We start from the raw sequence: 24127 nt of genomic DNA, 5'->3' as shown, positions 1-24127 counted from the left end.
TCGTGCCACCCTCGGCCCATGCGTCGTGCGCTCGTGCTCCCTGCGCTCTTGCTCGTGGCCCTCGCCTGCGAGGCCCCGCCCGCGGCCAAGCCCGCGCCCAAGGCCGCGCCGGAGCCCAAACTCGAGCCCCAGCCCGAACCCGCGCCCAAGACAGAGGAGCCCCCCGCCGATCCCCTGGCGCTCCCGAGCGTCGAGGGCGTGCACTACTTCGAGCGCGTCACCGGCGGTGCCGCGGCCGACGCCGAGCTCCCGATGATCGTCGCCATCCACGGCCTCGGCGACAACCCCCGCGACTTCGCCCACCTGTTCGACGGCTTCGACCAGCCGGCCCGGGTGATCTTCCCCCGGGCCCTCGACGCCCACGAGCCCGGCTGGTCATGGTTCCCGATCCGCGCCCGCGACCCCGACGTCGAGGCCCTCGCCGCTGGCATCGAAAAGGCCGCCGACACCCTCGCCCCCGCCATCGCGGCCCTCGCCAAGGATCGCCCGACCGTCGGCAAGCCGATCGTCACGGGCTTTTCCCAGGGCGGGATGCTGACCTTCACCCTCGCTGTCCACCACGGCGAGCTGTTCTCGGCCGCCTTCCCCGTCGGCGGGTGGTTCCCGCCCCCGCTCATGGACGACGCCGACAAGACCGCGCCCGCCGACGCCCCGCCGATGGTCGCCTTCCACGGCGACCAGGACCGCGCCGTGAAGTACCTGCCCACGGCCGAGTGCGTCGCCGCGCTCCAGGAGGCGGACTACAGCGTCGAGCTCAAGACCTACGAAGGGGTCGGCCACGCCATCCCGCCGGCCATGCGCGCGGAGCTCATGGCCGGCATCACCGGCGCCCTGCCCTCTGCCCCCGCCAACTGAGCCCCCTGCCATGTCCAGCTCCAGACTCAAGACCTACCCAGGCCTGCAGCCGACCGACTTCATGCACCCCTGGGACGTCAAGGCCACCGGCGCCCTCAAGAACGTCCCCGGCCTCGACAAGCTGATCGCCAAGGTCATGGAGTACAGCTTCGAGCGGGTCTACTACCTGCAAAACGTCGCCGACAACGTGCGCGTGACCGAGTCGATGTTCCCCAAGCTCCACCGCTACCTGACGTGGGGCTGCAAGATCCTCGACATCGAAGAGCCGCCCGAGTTCTACGTGTCCCTGGACCCGGCCTACAACGCCTACACCTACGGCCACACCAAGCCCTTCATCGTCATCACCTCCTCGCTGCTCAACCTGCTCGACGAAAAAGAGAAGATGTTCGTCATCTGCCACGAGCTCGGCCACGTCAAGTGCGAGCACGTGCTCTACACCCTCGTCGCCGAGAACCTCGCGGCGCTCATCGAGGTCATCGGCAAGATGACCCTCGGCGTGGGCTCCCTGCTCGGGGCCGGCCTGGCCCTGCCCCTGCTCGACTGGTACCGCAAGGCCGAGCTCAGCGCGGACCGGGCCGCGCTCTTGGCCGTGCAAGATCCGGCCGTGGCCACGCGGGTGTTCATGAAGCTCGCCGGCGGGGCCGAGAGCTTGGTCGAGGACATGGATCAGGCTGAGTTCCTGCGCCAGATCCGGGCCTACGAGGACCGCGACGCCTCCAACCTCGACCGGGCCTACAAGCTCTTGCTCACCATCTTCCGCACCCACCCCTTCCCGATCATGCGCGCCAAGCACCTGGACCTGTGGGTCCGCGAGGGCGGCTACGCGAAGGTCTCGGGGACGGGCTAGCCGCCTGGCCCTGCGCACGCCCAGCGCGGGCTACGGGATGACGATGTCCCTTTCAGTTCCCGTTCGCCGACGAGGCGACCCCGTCCCGTCCCGGGCGAACACGGAGGTCATGCTCGGCCACCTCCGCGAGCTCCAGGCTTCGCAGCCCGCTAGAGCTCGCAGTCGTGCAGGTACAGCGGCATGACGTAGGGCCAGTCGAAGGTGCCGTCCCAGTTGCCGGACTTGGGCGCGTCGAGGGCCCTCGCGGCCGCGCACGCACCGTCGGCGAAGCTGGCCGCGTCGCCCATGCCGAGCAGCTCGCGCAGACCGTCGAGCACGGCGTGGGCCTGCGGGTGCTCCTTTGCCCCGCCGGGGCCTTCGGTGCTGCACAGGTGGACGCGGAACAGCAGCGGGCCCTGCTCCACGGCGTCCGCGGGGTAGCCCATCATGCCCGTCGACGGCGACGCGCCGGGCTCGGGGCGGGCGTAGACGAGGAGCTCGACCGAGCTCCACGCGGCCTCGAGGGCGTACTCGTCTTCGTAGCTGTCGACGAGCTCGAGGCTCTGGCGGCCCGGAGCCTCGGCTTCGAACAGCGCGACGAGCGGGGCGAGCAGCGCCCGGTCGAGCAGCGCCGCGTCGGGGGCGGGGAGCTCGAGGGGCGTGTCGTTCTTGGTGTGCGAGCCGTCCCAGTTGGCGCAGTGGTTGGCGGACAGCCGAGCCTCGCCGTCGACGAAGCGCAGGGTGTACTTGAGCGTGTGCATGTCGGCGTTGCCGCCGGGGAAGCGATCGAGCGCGCGAAAGTAGGCGACGAGGGCGAGCTGGTCCTCGTCGAGGGCGAGCTGCAGCCCGTCCGCCCCCGCGATCGGCGAGGGCTCTTGGCGAGCTGCGTAGCGAGCGTAGTGACCCAGCCAGGACCCGCGCTTGGACGCGTAGCACGACGCGTTGCAGACCATCTCGCCGAGGGTCGCGTGGCTATCCTCGGGGCGACCGAGCTCGACCGCGACCCAGCGCCACGGCTCGTCGTAGTAGTCGTCGTGGCGATCTTCGTCCTCGAGCTCGAGCCATGGAGGCATGAAGCCGCCGTGCTCGAGGGCGGCCATGCACAGCGAGTAGGCGCGGTGCAGCTCGGCCTCGCTCAGCGGAGGAGACTCGCGGTCGGCGACGATCACGAGGGTCTCGCCGGCCTCGAGCTGGGCCTCGCGCTCGCCGTCCTCGAAGGTGAAGCCCTTCGCCGAGAGCTCGAGGGTCCAGCCCACGTACTTGGCATCGATCTCCACGCGCTCGCCGACGGGAAAGTCGAAGCACACGTAGCGCTTCCCCCCGTCGCCCGTCGGCTTGGACAGGGGCGAGTCCCAGCCGCCGATCGCCTCGCCAGCACGGTTGATCACGACGGGCGCCTTCTTGGTCGGAGACATGCGAGCGCCATGATGACACAGGCTGACGAGGTGCTCGGTGACCGCGGGGGTGAACGGCGCCGTCCATTTTTTGGTTAGAGTCTCGCCGTGCGGAACACGAGCCGAGGGTGGTCGCTGACGTTGGGGCTGGGCTTTGTGGGGGCGTGCACGCTCGCGTGCTCCGACGCGGCTGCGCCCACCGAGGACGAGGGCGCGGACGAGGTCGGGCAGACCGACTCGAGCACGGACACCGAGACCGAGACTGAAACGGGAGAGTCGTCGAGCACCGAGACCGAGACCGAGACCGAGTCCAGCTCCGAGACCGAGACAGACACCGAGACCGGGACCGAATCGGACACGGACACCGACGAGTCCAGCTCCGAGACCCAAGCCCCGCCGTGCAACAACACCGTCGTCGTCACCGGCTACTGGCCGCCGACCAACGAGATGCTCCGCCCGTGGAGCCAAAACCCCGACCAAAACCCCGAGGGCTGGATGGGCGCGAACTGGCACGACCACGGCTACGACGTCTACGCCTTCTTCCCCGAGTTCCCCCCGGACGGCGACCCCACCAACGACGAGCTCGGCGACCCCGGGGCCGTGGGCTCGCCCGAGTCCGACCTGCAGGTCGACTACCAGGACACCTCCCAGGACTTTTGGGCCATCGTCGACGAATACGCGCCCGCCATCTTGATCACCACCAGCCGCGGCGGTGAGATCGGCTGGGAGCTCGAGGCCGTCGAGGGTGGCCACGCCGCGGGCGGCCCCCAGCCCGCCCTCGACTGGTACCCCGACGGCTACGGCGAGGTCATCTTCCCGACCCAGGACAGCATCGAGGCGCGCTCTTGGGCCGGCATCAGCACCTACCGCCAGGGCGACCAGCTCCCCTCCCAGCTGCCCCTCGAGGCCATCCTCGACGCGACCGCGGCCCTGAACCTGACGACCGTGGCCATCGACCAAGAGACCAGCGGCAACTTCCTGTCGGGCTTCATGGGCCTGCACGGCCTGCTCTACAACCTCGAGGCCGAGGACAACCTCGCCGCGGGGCACATCCACGTCGGCTTTGGCCTGCCCGTGGACGACGCCCGCGCGTTAATCGAAACGACCCTCGACGTGGTCCTCGAGGCCCACCCGCTGGACTGCGAGCCCTGACATGCTCCGCTCCGGCGCTCCCCTCCCCGCGCTCCTCGGGAACGGGGCGACCCCCGACGAGGTCTTCGCTGCCGTCGCCGCCGGCCTTGGCGCGACGATCTTGCTGGCCCTCGGCACCCTCGTCGCGCTGCTCGTCCGCGCTCGCGACGATGAGCCCGCCCCGATCTATGTACGGCTCGCGTGGGCCTGGCTCGCCCTCGCCACGGTCCTCGCCGTGCTCGTCGGCCCCCACCTCGATCCAGCAGCTTGGCTCCTGCTGTGCCCCTTCCTCCTCGCCGCAGGCCTCAGCTGGCGGATCCACGCAGCCCCGCGGGCCCTGCCTCCGCGGCTCGCCCTCGCCGCGCTCATGCTCTCGCCGGTCATCCTGGCCGCGGGGTCGGTGTTCGTCTATCAGTCGAGCCAGCGCGAAGCCGCCCAGCAATACGAGGAGGCCCTCCAGCGAGAACGACAGCTCGACGCGAACTGACGGGAGCGCGAGTTCAAAACTGCGCGTGAACGACGCAGCACTCTGATATCCTGGTCACCATGCGCCTTTTTGGGAGCAGGGCCACCTCGCACACAGCGCCGCTCCTCGTTGGGTTCATCAGTGTCGCCATCAGCTGCGGCCCGGCCAGCCCGCCGGCCGAGCGAGAAGAGCCAGCCCGAGGTCTGGCTCTCGACCCGGCCGGTGAGCCGACTCGAGAGGACCCGTCGGCACGGCTGCTCATGGCCTCGGGGTGGTCCGAGCTCGCAGACACGGCCGCGGCGAGCGAGCAAGCCCTGGCCAAGGTCGGAGCCGACGTCCCCGAGCCTCGCTTCGTGTTGGTGTTCTTCACCGAGCCGCACAGCCCCGACGCGATCCACGACGCCGTCCGAAGCCGCCACCCCGACGCGCAGATCTTCGGCATGCAGTCGGCCAACGCGGTGTTCACCTCCGAAGGCATCCACGGCCTCGAAGGCGGAGCGATCGCCATGCTCGGCTTCGCCGCCGAGGACCTCCGCGTGGGGATCGCGGGCGCCCCCCTCCTCGACGGGGACAACCTCGAGCACCGCGCGCTCGGCCGGGAGCTCTACACCCTCGCCCTCGCCTCCGCCGGACAAAGGCCCGACTCCACGCCCACGGCGATGATCACCAGCCAGGCCATGGGGCACTCCGAGCAGTACTGCGAGGCGCTCAACGAGTCGCTGTCGATCCCCGTGCCGATGATCGGGGGCAACGCGGTCACCTCGACCATCACCCACGGCGCCGTGATCGCCAACGACGAGGTCTACGCCGAGGGGGTCGGCCTCGCCGTCCTGTTCAGCGAGACCAAGGTCGGGACGCACTTCCACGGCGGCTTCTCTGGCCGGATGAAGCGCGGGGTCGTGACCGGGGTCGCTCCCGACGACGACCACGTGATCACGACCATCGACGGCCGCCCCGCCCTCGAGGTCTACGACGAGTGGTCCGAAGGCGCCTTTCGCGAGCAGGTCGAGGCCAGTCGCAGCGCGCCCGTCATCGTCAACGAGAGCGTCCTGCAGCCCCTCGCCAAGGCCCTCGACACCAAGAGCGGGGAGCCCCACTTCGTGACCCTGCACCCCTGGCGCTTCAACCCCGACGGCTCCCTCGACGGCGGCGTGTCCGTGACCAAGGGCGAGACCCTCCACTACGTCGAGGGGAGCGACGAGGCGCTCATCCAGCGCAGCGGCGTCGTCACCCGACGGGCCATGGCCGAAGCCCGGATCCCCCGCCCACAGCTCGCGGGCGGCGTGCACATCTACTGCATCGGCGCCGGCATGGCCCTGGGCATCGGGGCCGACGGCAAGGCCGGCGGCATCGTCGACGCGATCAATACCCAGACCGACGGCGCCCCCTACATCGGCGGCTTCTTCGGGGGAGAGCAGGGCATGATCCCCGACCATGGCTACTTCGCGGGGAACCTGATGAGCTCGATGATGGTGTTCTCGCGGTGAGCTCGGCCCTGCCCCGAGAGCCCCGACGGCGCCTGGGGCTGCGCACGCGCACCTTCTTGCTGGTGATCACCTGCGCCACCTTGCCGGTGCTGCTCGTCACCTTGCGCAACGTCGTCCGCTTCCAGGCCGCGCTCGAGCTCGAGTTCACGGCCCGCGCGGAGCTCGTCGCCCAGCAGCTCGCCCGCGGCAGCGTCGAGGGCCTGGTCATCGAGGACGAGCGCCTGCTCGATGAACAGCTCGACGCGGCGAGCGAGTCCGCGTCCGCCGAGCACATGGCCATCCACGACGCGGACGGGCTGCCCGTGGCCTGGCGCGGCGGCCCAGCGCCACCGGCCCGCAGCTGCGCCGAGCCCTCGACGCAGCTGCGGCCCGACCCGGCGGAGGAGCTCCTCGAGATCGAGCGCCCCGTGCTCGACCCCAAGCACGGCGCGATCGGCTGCGTGCGCATGCAGTTCTCCCTCGCCCCCGTGCGCGAGGACAGCCGCGAGGCCCTGCTCGACGCCCTGCTGCTGTGGCTGGGCGTCACCGGCACCCTCGGCGCGCTCGGGGCCTACTACGTGGGCTACCGCGTGTCCGAGCCGATCTTGGCCCTCGTCGACCGCGCGAGCGCCTTTTGGGCCTCCCGCGAGGCCGCCGACGAGTCGCAGCGCAGCAGCAAGGACGAGGTCGAGCTGCTCGCGCGCAGCTTCGACGCCCTCGCCGACCGCGTCAACACCAGCCTGAGCGAGCTGACCGAGAGCGAGCAGCGCCTCCAGAGCACGCTCAACGCCATCGGAGACGCCGTGATCGCGACCGACACCCTCGGCGGCGTCGCGTGGATGAACCCCGTCGCCTCGCGGCTCACGGGGGTGCGCGTCGAGGACGCTCGCGGCCGGCCCCTCGACGAGCTGCTCACGGTCCGCGATCCGATCGGCGCCGAGCCCCTGGCCCTCCCCCTGTCCGAGCTGCTCAGCGAGGGCGCGGGTCCCGAGCTCAGCGGCCGCCCGCTGCTCATCGACGGCCCCCTCGGCCGGCGCCGGGTCGTGCCCTCGCACGCGCTGATCCTCGACAGCGTCGGCGCCAGGGACGGGCTGGTGCTCGTGCTCCACGACGTCACCGAGCAGCACGAGCTCCAGGCTCAGCTCGCCCAGCGCGACAAGATGGACGCCCTCGGCCTGCTCGCCAGCGGCGTGGCCCACGACTTCAACAACATGCTCACGGGCATCCTCGGCGGCGCGGAGCTCCTGCGCGCCACGATCTCCCCCGAGGAGGAGGAGGACGCCCTGCCCTTCATCGAGCTGATCTCCGACGCCGCCGAGCGCTCGGCCGAGCTCACCGCCCAGCTGCTCTCCTTCTCGCGCAAGAGCCACGTCGAGCTGTCCCCCGTGGACGTGCACGCCAGCGTCCGCGAGGCCGTCGCCCTGCTCCGGCGCAGCCTCGACAAGCGGGTCCAGATCCAGACCCGGCTCGACGCCGCTCACGCGACGGTCATCGGCGACCGCGGGCGACTGCTCAGCGCGCTCATCAACCTCGGCGTCAACGCCTCCCACGCCATGCACGGGGGCGGGAAGCTCACCTTCAGCACGCGCCTGCGCGAGCCGACGCAGCTCGAGATCGAGGTCCGCGACACCGGCTCCGGGATCTCGGAAGACAACCTCGCGCGCATCTTCGAGCCCTTCTTCACGACCAAAAAAGAAGGCAAGGGCACGGGCCTGGGCCTCGCCGCCGTCCAGGGGATCATCGAGCAGCACGGCGGCAGCGTGGCCGTCGACAGCGAGCTCGGGGTCGGCACCTCGTTCTACCTGCGCCTGCCCCTGTCGACCCGCGAGCTCGCGCCCGAGGACGGAGACGAGCTCGTCCTTGGCCACGGCCACGTGCTCGTCGTCGACGACGAGCGAGCCGCCCGCGTCGCCGCCCAGGGCATGCTCGAGACCCTCGGCTACCGCGTCACCGCGGTCGCCGACGGCCGCGAGGCCCTGCGCGTCTACGCCGAGCGCGGCGACGCGTTTGCCCTGGTCCTCCTCGACATGATCATGCCCGGCCTGAGCGTGCACGAGTGCTTCGCCGGGCTCCGCGAGCTCGACCCCGAGGTCCGCGTCCTGCTGCTCTCGGGCTTCACCCGCGAGCGAGACGTCCGGGCCCTGCGACGCGCTGGCGCCCTCGGCCTGCTGACCAAGCCCTACACCCGCGTCGGGCTCAGCCGCGCCGTCGCCAAGGCCCTCGCTACCGGCGACGCGCCGCCTTCCTGAGCCGCGGCCGCCTCCCCCTCACTCGAAGCACGAGCAGGTCTGGGCCGTCGCCTGCAGGCCGTTGGGGCCGTCGACCAGCAGCTGGCCCCAGGGCGTGAGCTGGTCGGAGAAGTCGACGACCATGTCCAGGGACGCCAGCTCCGCGCTGTTGCCGGACCACGACCAGCCCAGGTAGCCCACGCCGGAGGCCTCGGCCGTGGCCATGATCGCCTCGGCGGCGACCTGCGGCCCGCCGTGGTCGGCCGCGAACTCGCCGACGAGCAGCGCGAGCCCCGAGCCGAGGAAGTCGGCGACGTAGGACTCGACCTTGGCGTCCTCGTCGTAGACCTCGTACATGTGCACGGAGAACATCACGTTGGCGTCGGGGTCGGCGGCGAAGATCGACTGGGCCTGGACCCCGTCGCGCATGGTCCCGGTCCAGTCCTGCCCCCAGTTGGGCGCGTCGACGATGAGCGTGTGGTGGATGCCGGCGCTGCGTAGGTCCCCGATGGCGCCGACGTGGAAGGGCATCCACTCCTCGGTGGTCGTGTTGCCCATGGGCTCGTTGGCGATGTTGATGAGCACGTGATCTTCGCTGCCCTCGACGGCCGCGCGGACGTCGTCGCTGAGCCAGTAGTCGACCGCCGTCGAGGGCGGGGCCGCGCTGGCTTGCTCGGACCAGCCCGTGGCGTCGTGGACCTCGAGGATCGCGACCATGTCGTTGTCCCGGGCCCACCCGATGACCTGGGCGACCTCGTCGCCGGAGACGCGCTCCCACTGCGCCCCGTCGGTCAGCACGATGCGCACCGCGTTGGCGCCCGCGGCCGCCATGGCCGCGAACTGCTCGGCGGTGTCGTCCCGCCAGCTGTACCAGGCGTAGGGGTAGTTGACGCCGCGGATGACGAAGGCGTTGCAGTTGGCGTCGTAGAGCGCGCCGCCGTCGACGTGAAAGCCCAGCGCGTCGCAGCCGCGGGTGTCCGCGCTGGAGCTCTCTTCGCTCGAGCTCTCCGCAGTCTCCGTGCTGTCCGTGCTCTCGCCAGCGTCGGTGGTGCTCGTCGAGTCCGCGCCCGAGGTGTCCTCTCCCGTCGTCGAGCTCTCCGTGCCCGAGGTCTCGGCGGCCTCATCGGAAGACGCGGGTCCATCGTCGCTGCAGCCGAGCGCGGCCACGAGCAAGAAGCTACTCAGGAGACGATTGCGCGGGTGTCGATTCAGCATGGCTCATCGACATCATAGCGCCGGGGCTAGTCGACACTCACTGGCAACTGACCCCAGCGAGCCTCGCCCTCCGAGACGCTGATCGCCCGCTGACCGCCCCCGTCGACGGCCGCGCTCCACAGCTCCTGCGCGTCACCGATGCGCTCGAGGGAGCCGTCGCTGCCGAGCAGGCTCAGGTCCAAGGTCGAAGGCGTCGCCTGCGTGCGCACCAGCAGCCGGCCGTCCGCGCTCCGCCCCCAAAAACCGCGGAGGTTGCCGACCGTCCCAAAATCCGCGGGGAAGGCCTCCACGACCTCTCCGCCCGCGCTCAGGATCTGCTCGAAGGTCTCGCCGAGGGAGCCGTCCTCGGCCACCAAGGCGCCGCGGAGCAGGAGGGCCCCGTCGTCGAAGAGGCTGCGAATGACGATCGCCTCGGGGTTGCCGGCGGCGGTCACCAGCGTGGGCGCTCGCCCGCCGCCGACGGACCAGCGCTCGACGAAGACCTTGCGGTTCGAGCAGTCCGGCGGCGCCAGGCAGCCGCCGGTGTTCTTCCACGCGACCCACTCGCCCTCGGGCGACACCAACAGATCCGTGGGCGGGCCGATGTGCTCGCCGATGACCTCGAGGCGCTCGGGGTCCGCGTCGGGCATGGCCACGATGGTGCCGTCGGTGAACGCGAGGACCACGGTCCCGCCTTCGGCCGTTCGGCTCGTCGAGATCCCCAGGCTCTCCCCGGTGTGGATGGGGTAGACCCGGAGCTCCCCCTCGACCTCGACGAAGGCCACGGCCTGCGACTCGGTCACGACGATCGCGATCCGCCGCTCACCGACCCCCACGGCCAACACGGAGGCCGGCAGGGGGTACTCGGCGACGAGCTGCCCCCCGCCGTCGTAGACGCGGCGCCGGGTGATGCTGCCCCCGGGCTCGGCGGGCGCCATGAACGAAGCCACGGTCCCCAGCGGGTCCATCCAGATGTTCGCGTCCTCGGGGATCTCGCTGCCCGGCACGAGCACCGTCGACTCCCCCGAGTCGGCGTCGAGGCGCACGAGGTTCCCGTCCCGGTCGCGGGTCAACATCCGCGGGACGACCGTCGAGCTGCGCACCTCCCCGCCAGCGTCGCAGCTGCCGACCTCGAAGCTCACCACCTCGTCGAAGTCGAACACCTCGATGAAGTCGCCCTCGTTCCTCGCCACGCACACCCAGGGCCGGCTGAGCGAGCCCCCCGCGCGCGTGCCGACCCAGCCCGACTGCGACACGGAGTCCTCGTACACCCGCGAGCGCCCCTCGCCCTCGAGCTCGCGGAGCACGAAGCGGCCGAACCCATCGAGCCACCGCGCGCGATCGCCGTGAGGGGAGAAGCGCAAGGCCTCGATGTCGCCGAGCTCCTCGCGGCTGCCGTCGAGGCGAACGAGCTCGATGCCCGCCGGCTCGCCTTCGAGCGTGGCCCGCTCGAGGATGACCTGGCCGCACGGGGCCAGCTCCATGCTGGCCATGGGCCAGTTCTCGGGGGTGATGTCGACGCCGAAGCCCGGGGCCTCGACCTCGGGGCACAGCAGCCCAACGCGCGCCTCGACCTCCGCCGCTTCCTCGGCCCCGACGCAGCCACCCGAGAGCAGCCACGACGCGGCGAGGGCGGTGACCCCGAGGGGCCAGGCCGAGGCGCGGAGGGATCGAAGGCGAGTCATGCCCGGTGTGTGCCACCCAGAGACCGCTTCGATCATGGCGAGCGCAAATCCTCGACCCCCTGCCCCTGGGACAGTCTGGGCTGTTAGGCTGAGCGCGGTGCTCGCTTGCCGCCAGCGACGGTCGACCCGGCTCCTGCGGGCCCTGGGTGTCCTGGCGCTGACCCTGGCGCTGTGGCTCGCGCCCCGCGTCGCCCAGGCCAACCCCGACCTGGCCTTTCGGACCATCGAGACCGAGCACTTCATCATCCACTACCACGTGGGCGAGGAGGAGCTCGCCGACCGCGTGGCGCTGCTGGCCGAGCGCGCCTACGCGCGCATGACCCTCGAGCTGGCCCACGAGGTCCGGCTGCGCACGCACATCATCCTGACCGACACCACCGACGCGTCCAACGGCTTCGCCAACGCGACCCCCTTCCCGGCCATCCGCCTGTTCGCCCCGGCCCCCGACACCCTCAGCGTGCTCGGCAGCTACGACGACTGGATCGACATCCTCGTCACCCACGAGTTCGTCCACGTCGTGCACATCGACACGGTCCACGGGCTCCCGCGCCTGCTCAACGCCCTGCTCGGCTTCGGCGTGGTCGGCAAGGTCTCGGCGCCCAACATCGTCCAGCCGCGGTGGATCGTCGAGGGCCTGGCGACCATGTACGAGTCGAAGCTCGGCGCCCAGGGCCGGCACCGCTCGGCGCTGTTCGACATGTTCATGCGCGTGGCCATCCTCGAGGGCCGCTTCCAGACCCTCGACCAGATCAACTCCGGCGCCCGCGTGTTCCCGGGCGGGACCTCGGTCTACCTCTACGGCCTGCACCTGCTGCACTACATCGCCGCCCACTACGGCGCCGACAAGCTGGCCGAGATGAGCCACCTCTACGGCGGCCGGCTGGTCCCCTGGGGCATCAACCGGGCCCTGCGCGAGGTCATCGGCGTCGACTTCGAGACCCTCGAGCGCGAGTACCAGACCCACCTCGAGCGGCGCTTTTACGCCGAGGCCCGGCGGATCCGCGCCAGGGGACTGCGCCAGGGCCGGCGGCTGACCTTCACCGCCAGCGCCGGCTCGTCCGGGGCCCACACCCGCTTCCCGGTGTGGAGCCCCGACGACCAGCACATCTATTTTTTTGACGACGACGGCCACCGCCAGGCCGGCATCCGGCGGATCTCGGCCGAGGGCACGCGCATCCGCGAGGGCCTGGCGATCGGCAACCAGGGCAAGAGCCCCGACATCGAGCGCGTCATCGACATGGAGGACAACTCGCGGCCGAGCTTCGTCGGGCCCAACGAGGACCAGATCATCTTCGACATGGTCGGCGTCCACGACCAGCGCTACCGGTGGAGCGACCTCTACCGCTGGAAGGGGCCCAGCCGCCGGGGCCGCGAGCAGCTGACCTTTGGCATGCGCGCCCGGGCCCCGGACGTGTCCCCCGACGGGCGCACCGTCGCCTTCGTGCGCAACGACAGCGGGCAGTCGCGGATCGCTTTTTTGGCCCTCGACACCCTCGAGGTCCGCGAGCTCGAGCCCCTGGGAACGGGCCGGGGCTCGGGCGTCGAGCTGCAGCAGGCCTACGACCCCGACTGGCACCCCAGCGGCACCAAGGTCGCCTACTCGGCGTGGCGCGACGGGGGCTGGCGGGACATCTACGTCCACGACCTCGAGACCCAGACCACCGAGCGGATCACCGCCGACCGGGCCCAGGACAACTCGCCGGAGTGGAGCCCCGACGGGCGCTGGCTGCTGTTCTCGAGCGACCGCTCCGGGGTCTTCAACCTCTACGCCTTCGACACCGAGAGCGGGCAGACGCGGCAGGTGTCCAACGTGCTCGGCGGCGCCTTCGAGCCGGCCATCAGCCACGACGGCGAGCGCATCGCCTACGTCGGCTACTCGAGCACGGGCTACGACCTGTGGGCCATGGACTTCGACCCGGCGCGCTTCATGGATCCGCCCGAGGCGATCACCGACTGGCCCGTGGCCCTCGACCCCGAGCCCGGCTACGACGCCGACGACCCCAGCGCCGGCCCCCCGCCCTCGGCCAGCGCCAAGCCCTACCGCTTCTACCGGACCTTCTTCCCCCGCACCCTCGTGCCCTCGGCGGCCGACTTCGAGCTGGGCACGCTGCTGTCGACGCTGTCCCTCAGCCTCGCGATGGAGGACGTGATCGGCTACCACTCGCTGGTCGGGAGCTTCGAGTGGCTGACCGATCTGCGCCTGCCCGCGGGCTCGGTCAGCTACCGCTTCAGCCGCCTCTTCCCCAGCATGTTCGTGGGCTTTGGCCAGGACTACCGGGTGCGCACGGGCTTTACGCGCTACGCCTACGACCCGCCCGCGAGCGCCCCCGGCACGGACCCGCCCTACCGCCAGGACCTCTACCTCGAGCGCGTGCTCGCCTTCAACGCGGGGCTGAGCGTGCCCGTGCTCCGCATGGGTCGCCACGACGCCCGCGCCTCGCTGAGCTACAGCTACGTCCACTACACCAACCTCGACGCCGCCGACGCGCAGGTCGACCCCAACGCGCCCGCGAGCCTCGAGCCCGAGATCGGGGGGCTGAGCACGGTCAACCTCGGGCTGACCTACGACAACCGCGAGGGCGTGCGCTACTCCTGGGGCAACGAGACGGGCCGGCGCCTGGCCGTCGATCTGAGCCTCAGCGACCCGGCCCTCGGCGGGCGCTACAGCGACCTGCGAGCCAGCGGCAACTACACCGAGGCGCTGCGCATGCCCTGGGTCGGCCACCAGGTCCTCGCCCTGCGCCTGGCCGGCGGCGCGTCCTCGCAGGGCCTCGCGCGGCGCGGCTCCTTCCGCCTCGGGGGGCTGCCCGAGGACCAGGACGTGATCCAGACCATCCTCGCCCGGAGCCCCTGGGGCGAGGCCGGATCGCTGCGCGGCTACGACCCGAGCGAGTTCGGCGGCCGCTACTTTGGGGTGCTGCAGCTCGAATACCGCGTTCCAATCCTCGACGTCGACCGCGGCCTGGGCACGACGGCGGCCTTCTTCGAGCGCCTCGTGCTGGTCGCGTTCACGGACTGGGGCATGGCCTGGACCGACCCGATCACCATCAACGATCTGGCAGGCAGCGTCGGCGCGACGCTCATCTCCAGCTTCAAGTTCGGATATGGCGAGCGCCTGGCCCTGTTTTTCCAGTACGCTCATGGTCTCGACCCCGAAGTCGGCATCGACTACTTCCGGGTGTTCGTTGGCCGAGGTTTTTAGTGATCGCCCGTCGCCCAGCTCGCGCTCCCCTGCCCCGCCCCCTTTGCTGGCTGACGCTGGCCTCCCTCGCGCTGGCGCTGCTGTACGCCTCGCCGACCCACGCGGCGCCCCCCGAGGCCGACGAGCCCGCCCCCGACGCGGCTGCTCCCGCGGACGCCGAGCCCGCGACCCTCGCGGCCGACGAGACCCCGCTGCCGGACGTCCCCGAGCCTGAACCCGAGCTCGAGCCCGAACCCGAGCTCGAGCCCGGGCCCACGGCCGACGGCGCCCTCGTCGAGGGACCCCCCGAGCCCGAACCCGAGCCCGCCCCCGCGCCCGAGCCCGAGGGCAAGAAGAAGCGCAAGAAGAAAAAGCGCGACCCCAACGACCCCCACCGCCTCGAGTGGGGCGTGCTGCCGGCGGTCTCCTACGACATCGATCTCGGCCTCGGCTTCGGGGCCCTCGTGTCCCTCGCCCGCTTCCACCCCGACTTCCAGCCCTACCGCTGGCGCCTCGAGTTCCTCGCCCAGGCCACGGTCAAGAACACGCCCGGCATCGGCCTGGGCCTCCCCTACCACAACGACTACGTCAAGGCCGACCTCCCCGGCCTGTGGAACGGGCGGCTGCGCATCAACGCCGAGGCGCGCTTTCGTCGCTTCACCAACCAGGGCTGGCACGGCCTGGGCAACGCCTCCCTCAACCCCGAGCCGTGGGAGGACATCGACCCCGACACGGACCCCGACGCCTACCGAGAGGCGCGCTTTTACAACAAGTACCTGCGCACCCGGGCCTCGGCGGCCTTCAACGCGCGCATCATCTTGTGGGACCGCTCCGTGCTCGGCAACGACGTGCCCCGGGCCTGCGGCCCCAAGCTCCGCGACGGCTGCCCGCCCTACGCCAGCCAGCGCGCCCGCCAGGGCCTGGGCCCTGCGCCCAAGGTCGCCCACAAGCGCCGCCTCGAGCTGCTCGTGGGCACCTCGCTGGGCTACAACGCCATCGAGGCCTACGCCAACAGCAAGCTGGCCGAGGACATCGCCGCCCGCGACGAGCCCGGGCCCGACGGCGAAGACGACGCCGAGACCCTCCGCGGCCTGCTGCACGGCACCGACAACCACTTCTTGATGACCCTCAACGCGGGGTTGCTCTACGACACCCGCGACCACGAGTACACGCCGACCCGCGGCTCGTTCACCGAGCTGTCCCTGCAGTTCTCCCCGGGCGTCGACGAGAACCTGCTCTACTCGCGCCTGTACCTGGGCACCTCGCACTTCGTCCCGCTCTACGGCGAGTACCTGGTGTTCGGCGTGCGCGGCATCCTCGACTACCTGTGGGGCACGCCGCCGCTCTACGCCATGGGCGAGACCGGCGTGCTCGTGCCCCTCGACGGCCCCGGCGGCAGCTGGACGATCCGCGGCATCCCCCGCCAGCGCTACTTCGGCAAGCAAAAGGCCATCGTCAACCTCGAGCTGCGCTCGATGCTGGTTCGCTTCAACATCAAGAGCGCCCGCTTTGGGGTGGGCACGGCGCTCTACTTCGACGCCGGGCGGCTGTGGACGGACACCCAGCCGGTGTTCCTCGACGGCGTCAACCTCGACGGCGAGTTCTCGGACATCAAGACCGGCGTGGGCGGGGGCCTGCGCCTGACCTGGGGCGAGACCCTGGTCGTACGCGTGGATCCGGCGTGGTCGCCCTCGGACCAGAACTTCGGCTTCTACCTCGACGTCGGCCAAATGTTCTAGCCGTGGGGTCGCCCCCAGAGGGGGCAAAATCGTCCACACCTTCGACATCGAGCGAACGCAGCCGCTGCGCACACTCGCGCGTGGGAGCTGGATTAGCCTTGGTTCCCGTGAATCCGCGCGTCCCCATCGAGTTCGCACGCTGCGAGCTCGGCCTGTCCCAGTCCCCGACGCCCGCGTGGGTCCTCGACGCCGCGTCGCTGACCTTTCGCTGGGCCAACGACGCGGCCCTCGAGTTTTGGGGCGCCGACACCCGCGAGGCGCTGTTCGCCCGGGACATCATCACCAGCGCGCCCAAGCCCGTGGTCGAGCGCATCCGCGGACAGATCGCCCGCTGCCGCGAGGGCGAGCGCGTCAGCGAGGAGTGGATCATGTACCCCAACGGTCAGCGGCGGACGATCCTCCTCGACGTCCGGGCCATCCTGCTCGACGAGGGGAAGCTCGGGATGCTGCTCCAGGCCCAGCCCCTCGCCGGCGTGGCGTCCGAGGCCGTCGAGCGCAACGTCGCCATGCACCGCCACGCGACGGTCATCCTCGGGCTCGCGTCGAACACCGGGGCCCTGCTCGCCCAAAACCCCGCCGCGACCGCGACCTTCGGCGAGCGCGAGGGCTGGCCGGCGTGGTTCGAAGACCCGGCCGAGGCCGGGCGCATCCTCGAGGCGACGCTGGCCGACGAGGTCCAGCGCAACCTGCTGCCGGTGCGCACCCTCGGCGGGGAGCGGCGCTGGCACCTCGTCGTCACCCAGCCCATGCGCGACCCCGTGAGCGCCGACATCGGCGTGCTCGTCGAGCACCTCGACGTGAGCGCCCAGGTCGAGGCCGAGGCCCTCGCCGAGACGACCCAGGCGACCCTCGAGATCGTCGAGCGCCAGCGCCGGGAGATCCTCCAGCTGTCCGCGCCGCTGCTCGAGGTCGGCGACGCGACCCTCGCCGTGCCGCTCATCGGCCGCCTCGACCGCGAGCGCCACGAGCTGTTGATGGCCAAGCTGCTCGAGCACGTCTCGACCCGCGGGGTCCGGCGCGTGCTCCTGGACCTGACCGGCATCGCCGAGGTCGACGGCGAGGCCGGCCAGCGCCTGGTCCAGCTGATCGCGGCCCTGGGCCTGCTCGGCGCCCGAGCGACGCTCACCGGCGTCCGCCCGGCCCTCGCCCTGGAGCTGGCGAGCACGGGCGCCGCCCTCGAGGGGGTCGCCTTCCATCGCTCCCTGGCCCGCGGGCTCGCCCAACGGCGGGGCCTCGACGGCCGCGGATCGTGAGCTTGAAGGTTCGAGACCGCGCACTTTGCACAGCGTGCCCCAAACGTGGGATGCTGGGGCCCTATGGCATCCAAGCTCTGGACAGTCCTGGGAGTCGGGGCCTTCGTCGGTCTCGTGGTCGCGTCGGGCGTGGTGATCGCCGCCGACCACGACGAGGCCGACACGACCTCCTTCGACGACGCGGCCGCAGACATCGGTGACCTCTACGCCTTCCACGACGGCGAGCGCCTGACCCTGATCTTGACCGTCGACGGCTACAAGCTGCGCACGGAGGAGACGGTCTACGACGACGGCGTGCTCTACGGCGTGCACATCGACACCGACGGGGACAACGTGGCCGACCACGACCTGTGGGCGCGCTTTGGCAGCAACGCCGCGGGCGAGTGGGCCGTGCAGGTCGAGGGCATCCCCGGCGCGGACGGGCCCCTGGTCAGCCCCGTCGACGAGGTCCTCGAGGTCGAGGGCGGCGCGTCGATCTTCGCGGGCACCCGCGACGACCCCTTCTTCTTCGACCTCGACGGCTTCCAGGACACCCTCGCCACGGGCACGGTGGCCTTCAACCCCGAGCGCGACTTCGTGGCGATCAAGAACACCGTCGCCATCGTCGTCGAGTTTGACCACGCGGCCCTGGGCAGCGAGACCTTCGGCGTGTGGGCGACCACCGGGAGGCAGGCACAGTGACGCTCCAACTCCAACTCCGACTCCGCTGGGCCCCCATGGCGCGGACTGTGGCTGTGGCTCTGGCCGGCGCCGGTCTGCTGACGGCCTGCTCCACCGAGCCCGAGACCCCCGACGACCCCTTCGTATTTGCGACCGACGATCCCTCGACCTACGTCCGCGTCGATCGCATCGGCATGCCGGCCATCGGCACGGCGGTCATCGCCGACAAGGAGGGCTACAACCAGGCCGACCCCAGCGACGATCCGAGCGCCTTCGTCGAGCAGATCGTCGCCTCGGTCACGGGCCTCCACGAGGCCCTCGACGACGACCTCACCGGCCTGGGCCTGAGCCCCTGCGCCCCCGACCTGTGCGTCGAGCAGGCGGCCCCGCTGGTCGTCCCCGACATCATCACCGTCGACACGAGCGCGGACTCCGGCTTCCCCAACGGCCGGCGCCTCGAGGACCCGGTGATCGACGTCACCCTGGCCCTGGTGCTGCTCGACCTGAGCGTCGAGGGGCAAACGGTGACGAGCCTCGTCGGCGCCCTCAACCCCACGGCCAACGACCGCCCCTTCGAGGATGCCTTCCCCTACCTCGCGCCGGCGCACGAGCTGTGATCTCGGCCTCGCGCTCGCCGCAGCCCTGGGCGCGGCCATCGCCCTGAGCTGCGGCGGCCAAGAGAGCCCCGAGGCCGCCGCCCAGCGAAGGGCCGCGCGCCCCGAACACAGCTCGCCGACGACCTACGTCGAGGCCCTCGCCATGCTCGACGCCGAGATCCGCGAGGCCCGCTCCCTCGCCGGCATCGAGCCCGACGACTCGACCGCCACCGCCCGGCTCGTCAGCTGGAGCGACCTCGAGCTCCTCGCCCGCCTGTGCATGCGGCGGGCCCGGCTCAGCGGCAACGTCAAAGACTGGCTCGCGGCCCGCGACGCCCTCGACGCAGCTCTCGACCTCGCCCCCGAAGGCGGCGGCCCGACGCTGACCCGGGCCGAGCTCGCCCTCGCCTTGCACCAGCTCGACGACGCCGAGCGCTGGCTGGCCACGGCCCGCCGCGCGCCCCTGCACTCGGCCGGCGCCCTCGAGCGCATGGAGGCCATCGAGGCCGAACTCGCCCGCGGGCGCAGCGATCACGAGGGCGCCGCCCAGCGCTACGGGGTCGGCCTGCCCTTCGCCCCCGAGCCGCCGCCCGAGGGGGAGGGCGCGCCCGCGGCCGAGGCCCTCCGCGCCGCCCGCGAGGGCTTGCTGCGCCGCGAGGCGGGGGATTACGACGGGGCGCGGGCCGCCTTTGACCGAGCCCTCGCGCGCATGCGCGCTGGTTCGACCCCCCGCCACCAGCAGACCCTGGCCTGGCTCGCCCTCCAGCGCGGCCTCGTGGAGTGGGAGACCGGCAACCCCAAGGAGGCCCTGCGCTACTACCAGGGGGCCCACGCCGCGTTCCCGGACTGGTGGCTGGTCACCGAGCACCGCGCCGAGGCCCACGCCGCCCTCGGCGAGCACCACGAGGCCATCTCCTTGTACCGCCAGGCCCTCGACCACAGCCACCAGCCCGAGCTCATGGACGCCCTCGCGGCCCTGCTCCAGCAGCACCCCGACCTGCAAATCAGCGAAGGTGAGGCCGGCCACTGGCGGCGGCTGTCCAAAACCACGCAAATCGAGCGGGAGCGCGTGCTCCCCGAGCTCGCCCGGGCCCACGACCACACCCGCGGGTGAACGCTCGATCGCCCCGTCAACTGTCCGGGCGATCAATCCGAGCGATCGAGGCAGCGGCGCCCATCCTGTGTATGCTCGCCGGGCGTGAAACTTCCTTCGACGATCCTCGCGGGTCTCCTCGCGCTGCCACCGAGCTTCACCGCGGCGACCGCTGCCCCCGACGCCGACGCCCCCGACGAGACCGCCGAGGGTGAGGACGGCGGCGAGGGCGAGGGCCTGTCCGCCGACGCCGAGCGTGCGCGCGAAGCCTACGTCCGCGGCACCCAGCTCTACCAAGACGCCGACTTCGAGGCCGCCCTCGAGGCCTTCCAAGAAGCGGCGACCTACTACGCCTCGCCCGACTTCCAGTTCAACATTGCCCGCTGCTACGAACGCCTGGGCAACTACGAAGAGGCCATCCGCCACTACGAGATCTACCTGCGCACGAGCGAGGACTCCATGGATCGCGCCGTGGTCGAGGCCAGCATCGAAGACCTGCGCGAGCGCATCGCCGAGCGCGAGGCCGCGGAGCAGGCCGAGGCCGAGCGCCTCGCCGCCGAGGCCGAGCGCAAGCCCTCCAAGCCGCTGATCCTGTCCGGCGCCGCGCTGCTCGGCGTGGGCGCGGCCGTCGGCCTCGGCGGCGGCATCGGCTTTGGCGTGATGGTGGCCCGGGACAACGCGGCCCTCGGCGACGTCGCCAGCGGCAACCCCGAGGGCCTGAGCTTCGCCGAGGCCGAGACCCTCGCGGACCAGGCCCGCGCCAACCAGACCCTCGAGCTCGCCATGATCGGCGCCGGCTCGGCCCTGGCGATCACCGGCGCCGTGCTCTTGGCCGTGGGCCTCAAACGCAAGCGCGACGCCGAGGCCGGCGAGCAGGCTCCCCCGGCGAGCGCCCAGACCTGGCGCCTGAGCCCCTACGCCGCCCCCACCGCGAACGGCCTCTCGGCGGGCCTGCACTTCGGAGGACAGTTTTGAACGCGCCCACTTCTTCGCCCATGTCCCGTGGCTGGCGTCGGCGCGCCCTCGCCTGCTTCGGCTTCGGCCTGCTGTCCGCCTGCCTGACCAACGAGCCCGACCCCGACGCCTCGGGCATCTACGCCTGCGTCGGCACCGAGGACTGCCCCGGCGAGCAGGCCTGCCTGCAGGGCGTGTGCGAGGCCGTCGCCCTGCCCGTCGTCACCATCAGCAGCCCCGAGGACCTCGAGGCCCTGCCCTTCGGCACGGAGCACCAAGAGGTGCTCAGCCTCACCGGCGCCAACTTGACCCTGCGCCCGCTGTCCGAGTCCGGCGAGGCCGTCCCGGGCGAGGGCCACATCGTCGTGTTCGTCGACGAGGTCGAGGTCCTGGTCATCGACAGCGGCAACCTCGGCGCGGGCATCCAGGAGTTCATCGACATCCCCGACACCCCCGGCGTCCACTACATCCGCGCCCAGGCCCGGCTCAACGACGGCAGCGACTACGACAACCCCGAGGGCTCGGGCCGCAACCTGGTGTGGGTCGACGACGGCCGGGAGCACGTCGCCCTGCGCCGGCCGTGGCTGCGCGAGCGCTTTGGCCTGGACGAGCAGAGCATCGAGGTCGAGATCGAGGTGCTCGGCGGGATGACCGTGGGTCCGCCCTCGGACACCGAGGCCATCCACGCGCACATCTACTACGACCAAATGCTGCCCGAGTGCCTGAACATCCCGCTGTGCGAGGCCGGCTACAACGGCGTCGTGCCCTCGAACGCCGGCGAGTTCGGGCCCATCCCCATCCCCGCGAGCGAGCCCGGCCCGGCGACGATCTCGGCCTCCTTGGCCGAGTCCGGCCACACCGTCTACCTCGAAGAGTCCACCATGATGCCGGTGGTCACCGAGGTCACCATCTTCCGCGAAGCGCTGCCCTGACGCCCCGGCCTCGAGCTCAAGGATCCCCGGGCAGGAAGCAGCCGCCGAACTCGGGGCAGCCCTCGGGCGCGAGGGTCCGGAAGCGGTCGGAGCAGACCGTGCCCGGCACGGCCGCGTCGCAGCTCGCGTCGTCGCCCGCGGCGCAAAAGGGCGTGCAGCAGCTCCAGCCCTCGCAGCTCGGCAGGTCGTCCGCGTTGCCGCACATCGAGCCGGGGGCGCAGTCGCTGGCGCTCTCGCAGGTCTCGCCGATGAGCTTGGGCGTCTCGAGGGTCTGCACGGCGCAGACCGTGTCGACGTAGCCGCCGTAGTAGACGCAGCTCATGCCCTCGCCGCAGTCCTGCGCCATCGGGTCGCAAGACTCGACGCACAAGGGCATGCCGACCTGCCCGATCAAGCGGCACTCGTAGCCGAAGCAGCTCTCGCCCTGGCCCTCGCAGGTGGCGTCCTCCCAGCCCGTGCCCTGGCAGATCGGGATGCAGCTCCCGACGTAGCCGCCCTCTTCGGTCTGCTCGAGGTTCCAGCAGTGGCTGTTCGCGTCGCAGTCGTCGGAGCCGAGCTCGTGGCCGTGGTACTCGCAGGGCTCGTCGACGCCCTGCTCCCCGAGCACCGGCACGCAGCGCGACACCCCGTAGAACTGGGACCAGGTCGTGGGCACGCACTTCTCGCCCTCGGCGCAGTCCTGCTCGAAGACGTCGCAGTCGGTCCCGTTTTGGATGTCCTCGTCGGGCACGAAGTCGAGGCCGCCGTCGTCCGCGTCTGCGTCCGCTTCGTCCGACTCGCCTTCGTCGGCTTCGCCCTCGCCCTCGCCCTCGACCTCGGCGTCCGCTTCGGCCTCGTCGTCCGCCTGAGTCTCGGTGCCGTCGTCCCCGGTGAGCTTGTGCGTTCCGCATGCAGCGAGCGCCAGGGACAGGCCGACGACGAGAGCGCGTGAGTGGCGGACCATGCCTCAGAATAACTAACAAAACGAAACAAGACAGGCTCTCACGGGTTTTGCGCATCCGGACCGCTCGGTCCCCGCGCGCGATCCAGATCGGCCGGTCAGCCCAGCCTTGACACCCGTCCAGGGCCCTGGCAATTAACTGAACATTCAGGCAGATGACATCATGAGCAGTACCTCGCCGAGCGCCGCCAATCCCTCCTCTGAGCCCTCCTCCGCCATCTCCGAGCCCGTTCGCGCGGTCCTCGCGGTGTTCGCGGGGCCCCTCGCCGAGGTCCGCTTCCCCGACGTGGACGGCGACCAATTGGCCGCGAGTGCCGCCGAGGTCGAGGCCCAGCGCGTGGAGCTCCAGCGCGCCCTCGAGGCCGTGGTCGAGGCCCGCGCGGTGCTCGAGGCCGGCCAGGCGCAGCTCCTGAGCCAGGCCAAGAAGGCCCACGCCTACGCCTCCATCTACGCCGCCGGCGACCCCGAGCTCGTCGACAGCCTCGCGGCGATCCGCTTCGACGCCAGCCGCCTCGCGCCCAAAAAGCGCCGCGGTCGGCCGAGCAAGTCCGCCAGCAAAAAGCGGGCGGCGGCGGAGTCCAGCCCAGAGCCCAAGGCAGACTCCAAGGCAGCGTCCAAGGCCGACGAGGCTCGGCGCCAGGCGAGCTTCGCCGTGGCCGACAGCGACGCGGCCTGACCCTCACCACGGACCCGTCATGAAGCTCGAGCTCGCACTCTCGCCGCCGGACTCGGCCGCGCCGATCGACGCTGGCGATCCCTGCGTGGTCGTGGCCGAGGCGGCCCAGCGGGCCCACCGGCGCGCCCTCGCCCGGCGCTTCTTCGCCCTGGTCGCCGCCGCCCTGGGCAAGGACGAGCGCGCCCCGGGCTGCGCGTGGTCCATCGCCAACGCCGACGCCGGGGTCGACCTCGCCCAGGAGCTCGGCCGCCAGCTCGACGCCGCGTGGGCCCGCGAGGGCATCGAGCGCGGCCTCGAGGCCTTTGGTCGCTGCCTCGACGAGACCGGGCAGCGCTGCGTCGCCGCGCTGATCGCCGAGTACTTCGCGTGGCGCGAGCCCCCGGACCGCTTCTTCAACCACGCCAGCCGGCTCATCGCCGGGCGCTCCGCGGCCGAGCTCGTGCGCGTGGCGATCGTCGCGGCCGGCTACGCGCGCCTGCCCAAGCCCGAGGACGAGGACGACCTGCGCGTGCTCGCGGCCGTGCCCTGGTCCCACGGGGACCTCGTCGCGCCCGCCGGTGGCACCCGCGAGCTCGCGGTGATCGCCTTCACCGGCGATCACCCGGTCGAGGCGCACCGCGTGGCCACGGACATCTCCAGCCTCGGCAGCGAGGTCATCGTCAGCGCCTTCGCCGAGGCCCAGTTTGGCTGGATGGCCGAGCCCGGGCCCGCCGCCGTCCCGCTCGTGGGCCGGCCCTTACTGTGGTTTCCGGCCGATCTCGACGCCCACCTCCGCCGCCTGCACCTCGTGTTCGCCGCGGCCATCGCGTAGCCCCTCCCCCCTCCGCCCAGGGACGTTGCCTCCGGGCCGCGGATCAC

Annotated in this window: 20 protein-coding genes; 16 read left to right on the top strand and 4 right to left on the bottom strand. The window is 71.5% G+C overall.

Annotated elements, in window-relative coordinates:
• The first annotated feature begins 18 nt into the window (after window positions 1–18).
• Both PPSIR1_RS12920 and PPSIR1_RS12915 read left to right on the top strand, forming a co-directional pair.
• Window positions 19–855, top strand: coding sequence for an alpha/beta hydrolase (locus PPSIR1_RS12920; RefSeq protein ID WP_157595495.1), 837 nt, complete (start codon window positions 19–21; stop codon window positions 853–855).
• A gap of 10 nt (window positions 856–865) precedes the next feature.
• Window positions 866–1702 carry a M48 family metallopeptidase gene (locus PPSIR1_RS12915; protein WP_006971516.1) on the top strand — a complete coding sequence of 279 codons (837 nt, stop codon included), beginning with the start codon at window positions 866–868 and terminating at the stop codon, window positions 1700–1702.
• Window positions 1703–1851: 149 nt separating this feature from the next.
• Here PPSIR1_RS12915 and PPSIR1_RS12910 read toward each other — a convergent pair whose 3' ends face one another.
• Entirely contained in the window at window positions 1852–3096 is a 1245-nt protein-coding gene (locus PPSIR1_RS12910) for a hypothetical protein (protein WP_006971515.1), read from the bottom strand.
• Window positions 3097–3183: 87 nt separating this feature from the next.
• On the opposite strand from PPSIR1_RS12910, the gene PPSIR1_RS12905 reads away from it, so the two are divergent.
• The 4 genes from PPSIR1_RS12905 (at window position 3184) to PPSIR1_RS42580 (ending at window position 8387) form a co-directional block, all read left to right on the top strand.
• On the top strand, window positions 3184–4227 hold the full coding sequence (locus tag PPSIR1_RS12905) for a hypothetical protein (RefSeq protein ID WP_157595494.1): 1044 nt from the start codon (window positions 3184–3186) through the stop codon (window positions 4225–4227).
• A 1-nt stretch (window position 4228) separates the two neighbouring features.
• A complete protein-coding gene (locus tag PPSIR1_RS12900; RefSeq protein WP_006971513.1) occupies window positions 4229–4693 on the top strand; it encodes a hypothetical protein in 465 nt (154 codons plus the stop codon).
• Window positions 4694–4932: 239 nt separating this feature from the next.
• Window positions 4933–6159: an FIST signal transduction protein gene (locus PPSIR1_RS12895; protein ID WP_006971512.1), complete on the top strand. Its 1227-nt coding sequence runs from the start codon at window positions 4933–4935 to the stop codon at window positions 6157–6159.
• Entirely contained in the window at window positions 6156–8387 is a 2232-nt protein-coding gene (locus PPSIR1_RS42580; RefSeq protein ID WP_006971511.1) for a hybrid sensor histidine kinase/response regulator, read from the top strand. Before PPSIR1_RS12895 ends, PPSIR1_RS42580 begins: the two co-directional genes overlap by 4 nt.
• A gap of 18 nt (window positions 8388–8405) precedes the next feature.
• Here the strand turns inward: PPSIR1_RS42580 and PPSIR1_RS12885 are convergent, their stop codons facing one another.
• Together PPSIR1_RS12885 and PPSIR1_RS12880 are read right to left on the bottom strand one after the other, a co-directional pair.
• A complete protein-coding gene (locus tag PPSIR1_RS12885; protein WP_086001279.1) occupies window positions 8406–9581 on the bottom strand; it encodes a cellulase family glycosylhydrolase in 1176 nt (391 codons plus the stop codon).
• Between the two features lie 26 nt (window positions 9582–9607).
• A complete protein-coding gene (locus tag PPSIR1_RS12880) occupies window positions 9608–11245 on the bottom strand; it encodes a hypothetical protein (protein ID WP_006971509.1) in 1638 nt (545 codons plus the stop codon).
• A 97-nt stretch (window positions 11246–11342) separates the two neighbouring features.
• Between PPSIR1_RS12880 and PPSIR1_RS12875 the strand changes: the two genes are divergently transcribed.
• The 8 genes from PPSIR1_RS12875 to PPSIR1_RS12840 all read left to right on the top strand — a co-directional run bounded on the left by PPSIR1_RS12875 (window position 11343) and on the right by PPSIR1_RS12840 (window position 21653).
• Window positions 11343–14447 carry a DPP IV N-terminal domain-containing protein gene (locus PPSIR1_RS12875; protein ID WP_006971508.1) on the top strand — a complete coding sequence of 1035 codons (3105 nt, stop codon included), beginning with the start codon at window positions 11343–11345 and terminating at the stop codon, window positions 14445–14447.
• Window positions 14447–16165, top strand: a complete 1719-nt coding sequence (omp85, locus tag PPSIR1_RS12870; RefSeq protein ID WP_006971507.1) for an Omp85 family outer membrane protein — start codon at window positions 14447–14449, stop codon at window positions 16163–16165. Before PPSIR1_RS12875 ends, omp85 begins: the two co-directional genes overlap by 1 nt.
• A gap of 107 nt (window positions 16166–16272) precedes the next feature.
• Window positions 16273–17418 (top strand): STAS domain-containing protein, encoded by a 1146-nt coding sequence (locus tag PPSIR1_RS12865; protein WP_006971506.1) that lies wholly within the window; start codon window positions 16273–16275, stop codon window positions 17416–17418.
• Window positions 17419–17481: 63 nt separating this feature from the next.
• Window positions 17482–18099, top strand: a complete 618-nt coding sequence (locus PPSIR1_RS12860) for a DUF4331 family protein (protein ID WP_086001278.1) — start codon at window positions 17482–17484, stop codon at window positions 18097–18099.
• A gap of 35 nt (window positions 18100–18134) precedes the next feature.
• Complete coding sequence (locus PPSIR1_RS42575; protein ID WP_086001277.1) at window positions 18135–18695, top strand: DUF4331 family protein; 561 nt, start codon at window positions 18135–18137, stop codon at window positions 18693–18695.
• Window positions 18658–19788, top strand: a complete 1131-nt coding sequence (locus tag PPSIR1_RS12850) for a tetratricopeptide repeat protein (RefSeq protein WP_006971503.1) — start codon at window positions 18658–18660, stop codon at window positions 19786–19788. The genes PPSIR1_RS42575 and PPSIR1_RS12850 overlap by 38 nt, the downstream gene beginning before the upstream one ends.
• 84 nt (window positions 19789–19872) lie before the next feature.
• The gene (locus tag PPSIR1_RS12845; RefSeq protein WP_006971502.1) at window positions 19873–20742 is read left to right on the top strand and encodes a tetratricopeptide repeat protein; all 870 of its coding nucleotides are present in this window, start codon (window positions 19873–19875) and stop codon (window positions 20740–20742) included.
• A 20-nt stretch (window positions 20743–20762) separates the two neighbouring features.
• Window positions 20763–21653 carry a hypothetical protein gene (locus PPSIR1_RS12840; protein WP_006971501.1) on the top strand — a complete coding sequence of 297 codons (891 nt, stop codon included), beginning with the start codon at window positions 20763–20765 and terminating at the stop codon, window positions 21651–21653.
• 16 nt (window positions 21654–21669) lie between these two features.
• On the opposite strand, the gene PPSIR1_RS12835 is transcribed toward PPSIR1_RS12840, so the two are convergent.
• Complete coding sequence (locus PPSIR1_RS12835; protein WP_006971500.1) at window positions 21670–22596, bottom strand: hypothetical protein; 927 nt, start codon at window positions 22594–22596, stop codon at window positions 21670–21672.
• Between the two features lie 160 nt (window positions 22597–22756).
• Here PPSIR1_RS12835 and PPSIR1_RS42570 point away from each other — a divergent pair, with 160 nt between their 5' ends.
• Together PPSIR1_RS42570 and PPSIR1_RS12825 are read left to right on the top strand one after the other, a co-directional pair.
• A complete protein-coding gene (locus PPSIR1_RS42570) occupies window positions 22757–23269 on the top strand; it encodes a hypothetical protein (protein WP_006971499.1) in 513 nt (170 codons plus the stop codon).
• Between the two features lie 19 nt (window positions 23270–23288).
• The gene (locus tag PPSIR1_RS12825) at window positions 23289–24080 is read left to right on the top strand and encodes a hypothetical protein (RefSeq protein ID WP_006971498.1); all 792 of its coding nucleotides are present in this window, start codon (window positions 23289–23291) and stop codon (window positions 24078–24080) included.
• Window positions 24081–24127 lie beyond the last annotated feature (47 nt).

Origin of the sequence: Plesiocystis pacifica SIR-1 (assembly GCF_000170895.1) — a bacterium.
GTDB classification, from domain to species: Bacteria; Myxococcota_A; Polyangia; order Nannocystales; family Nannocystaceae; genus Plesiocystis; species Plesiocystis pacifica.
This window is presented reverse-complemented; position numbering and strand designations above follow the sequence as displayed.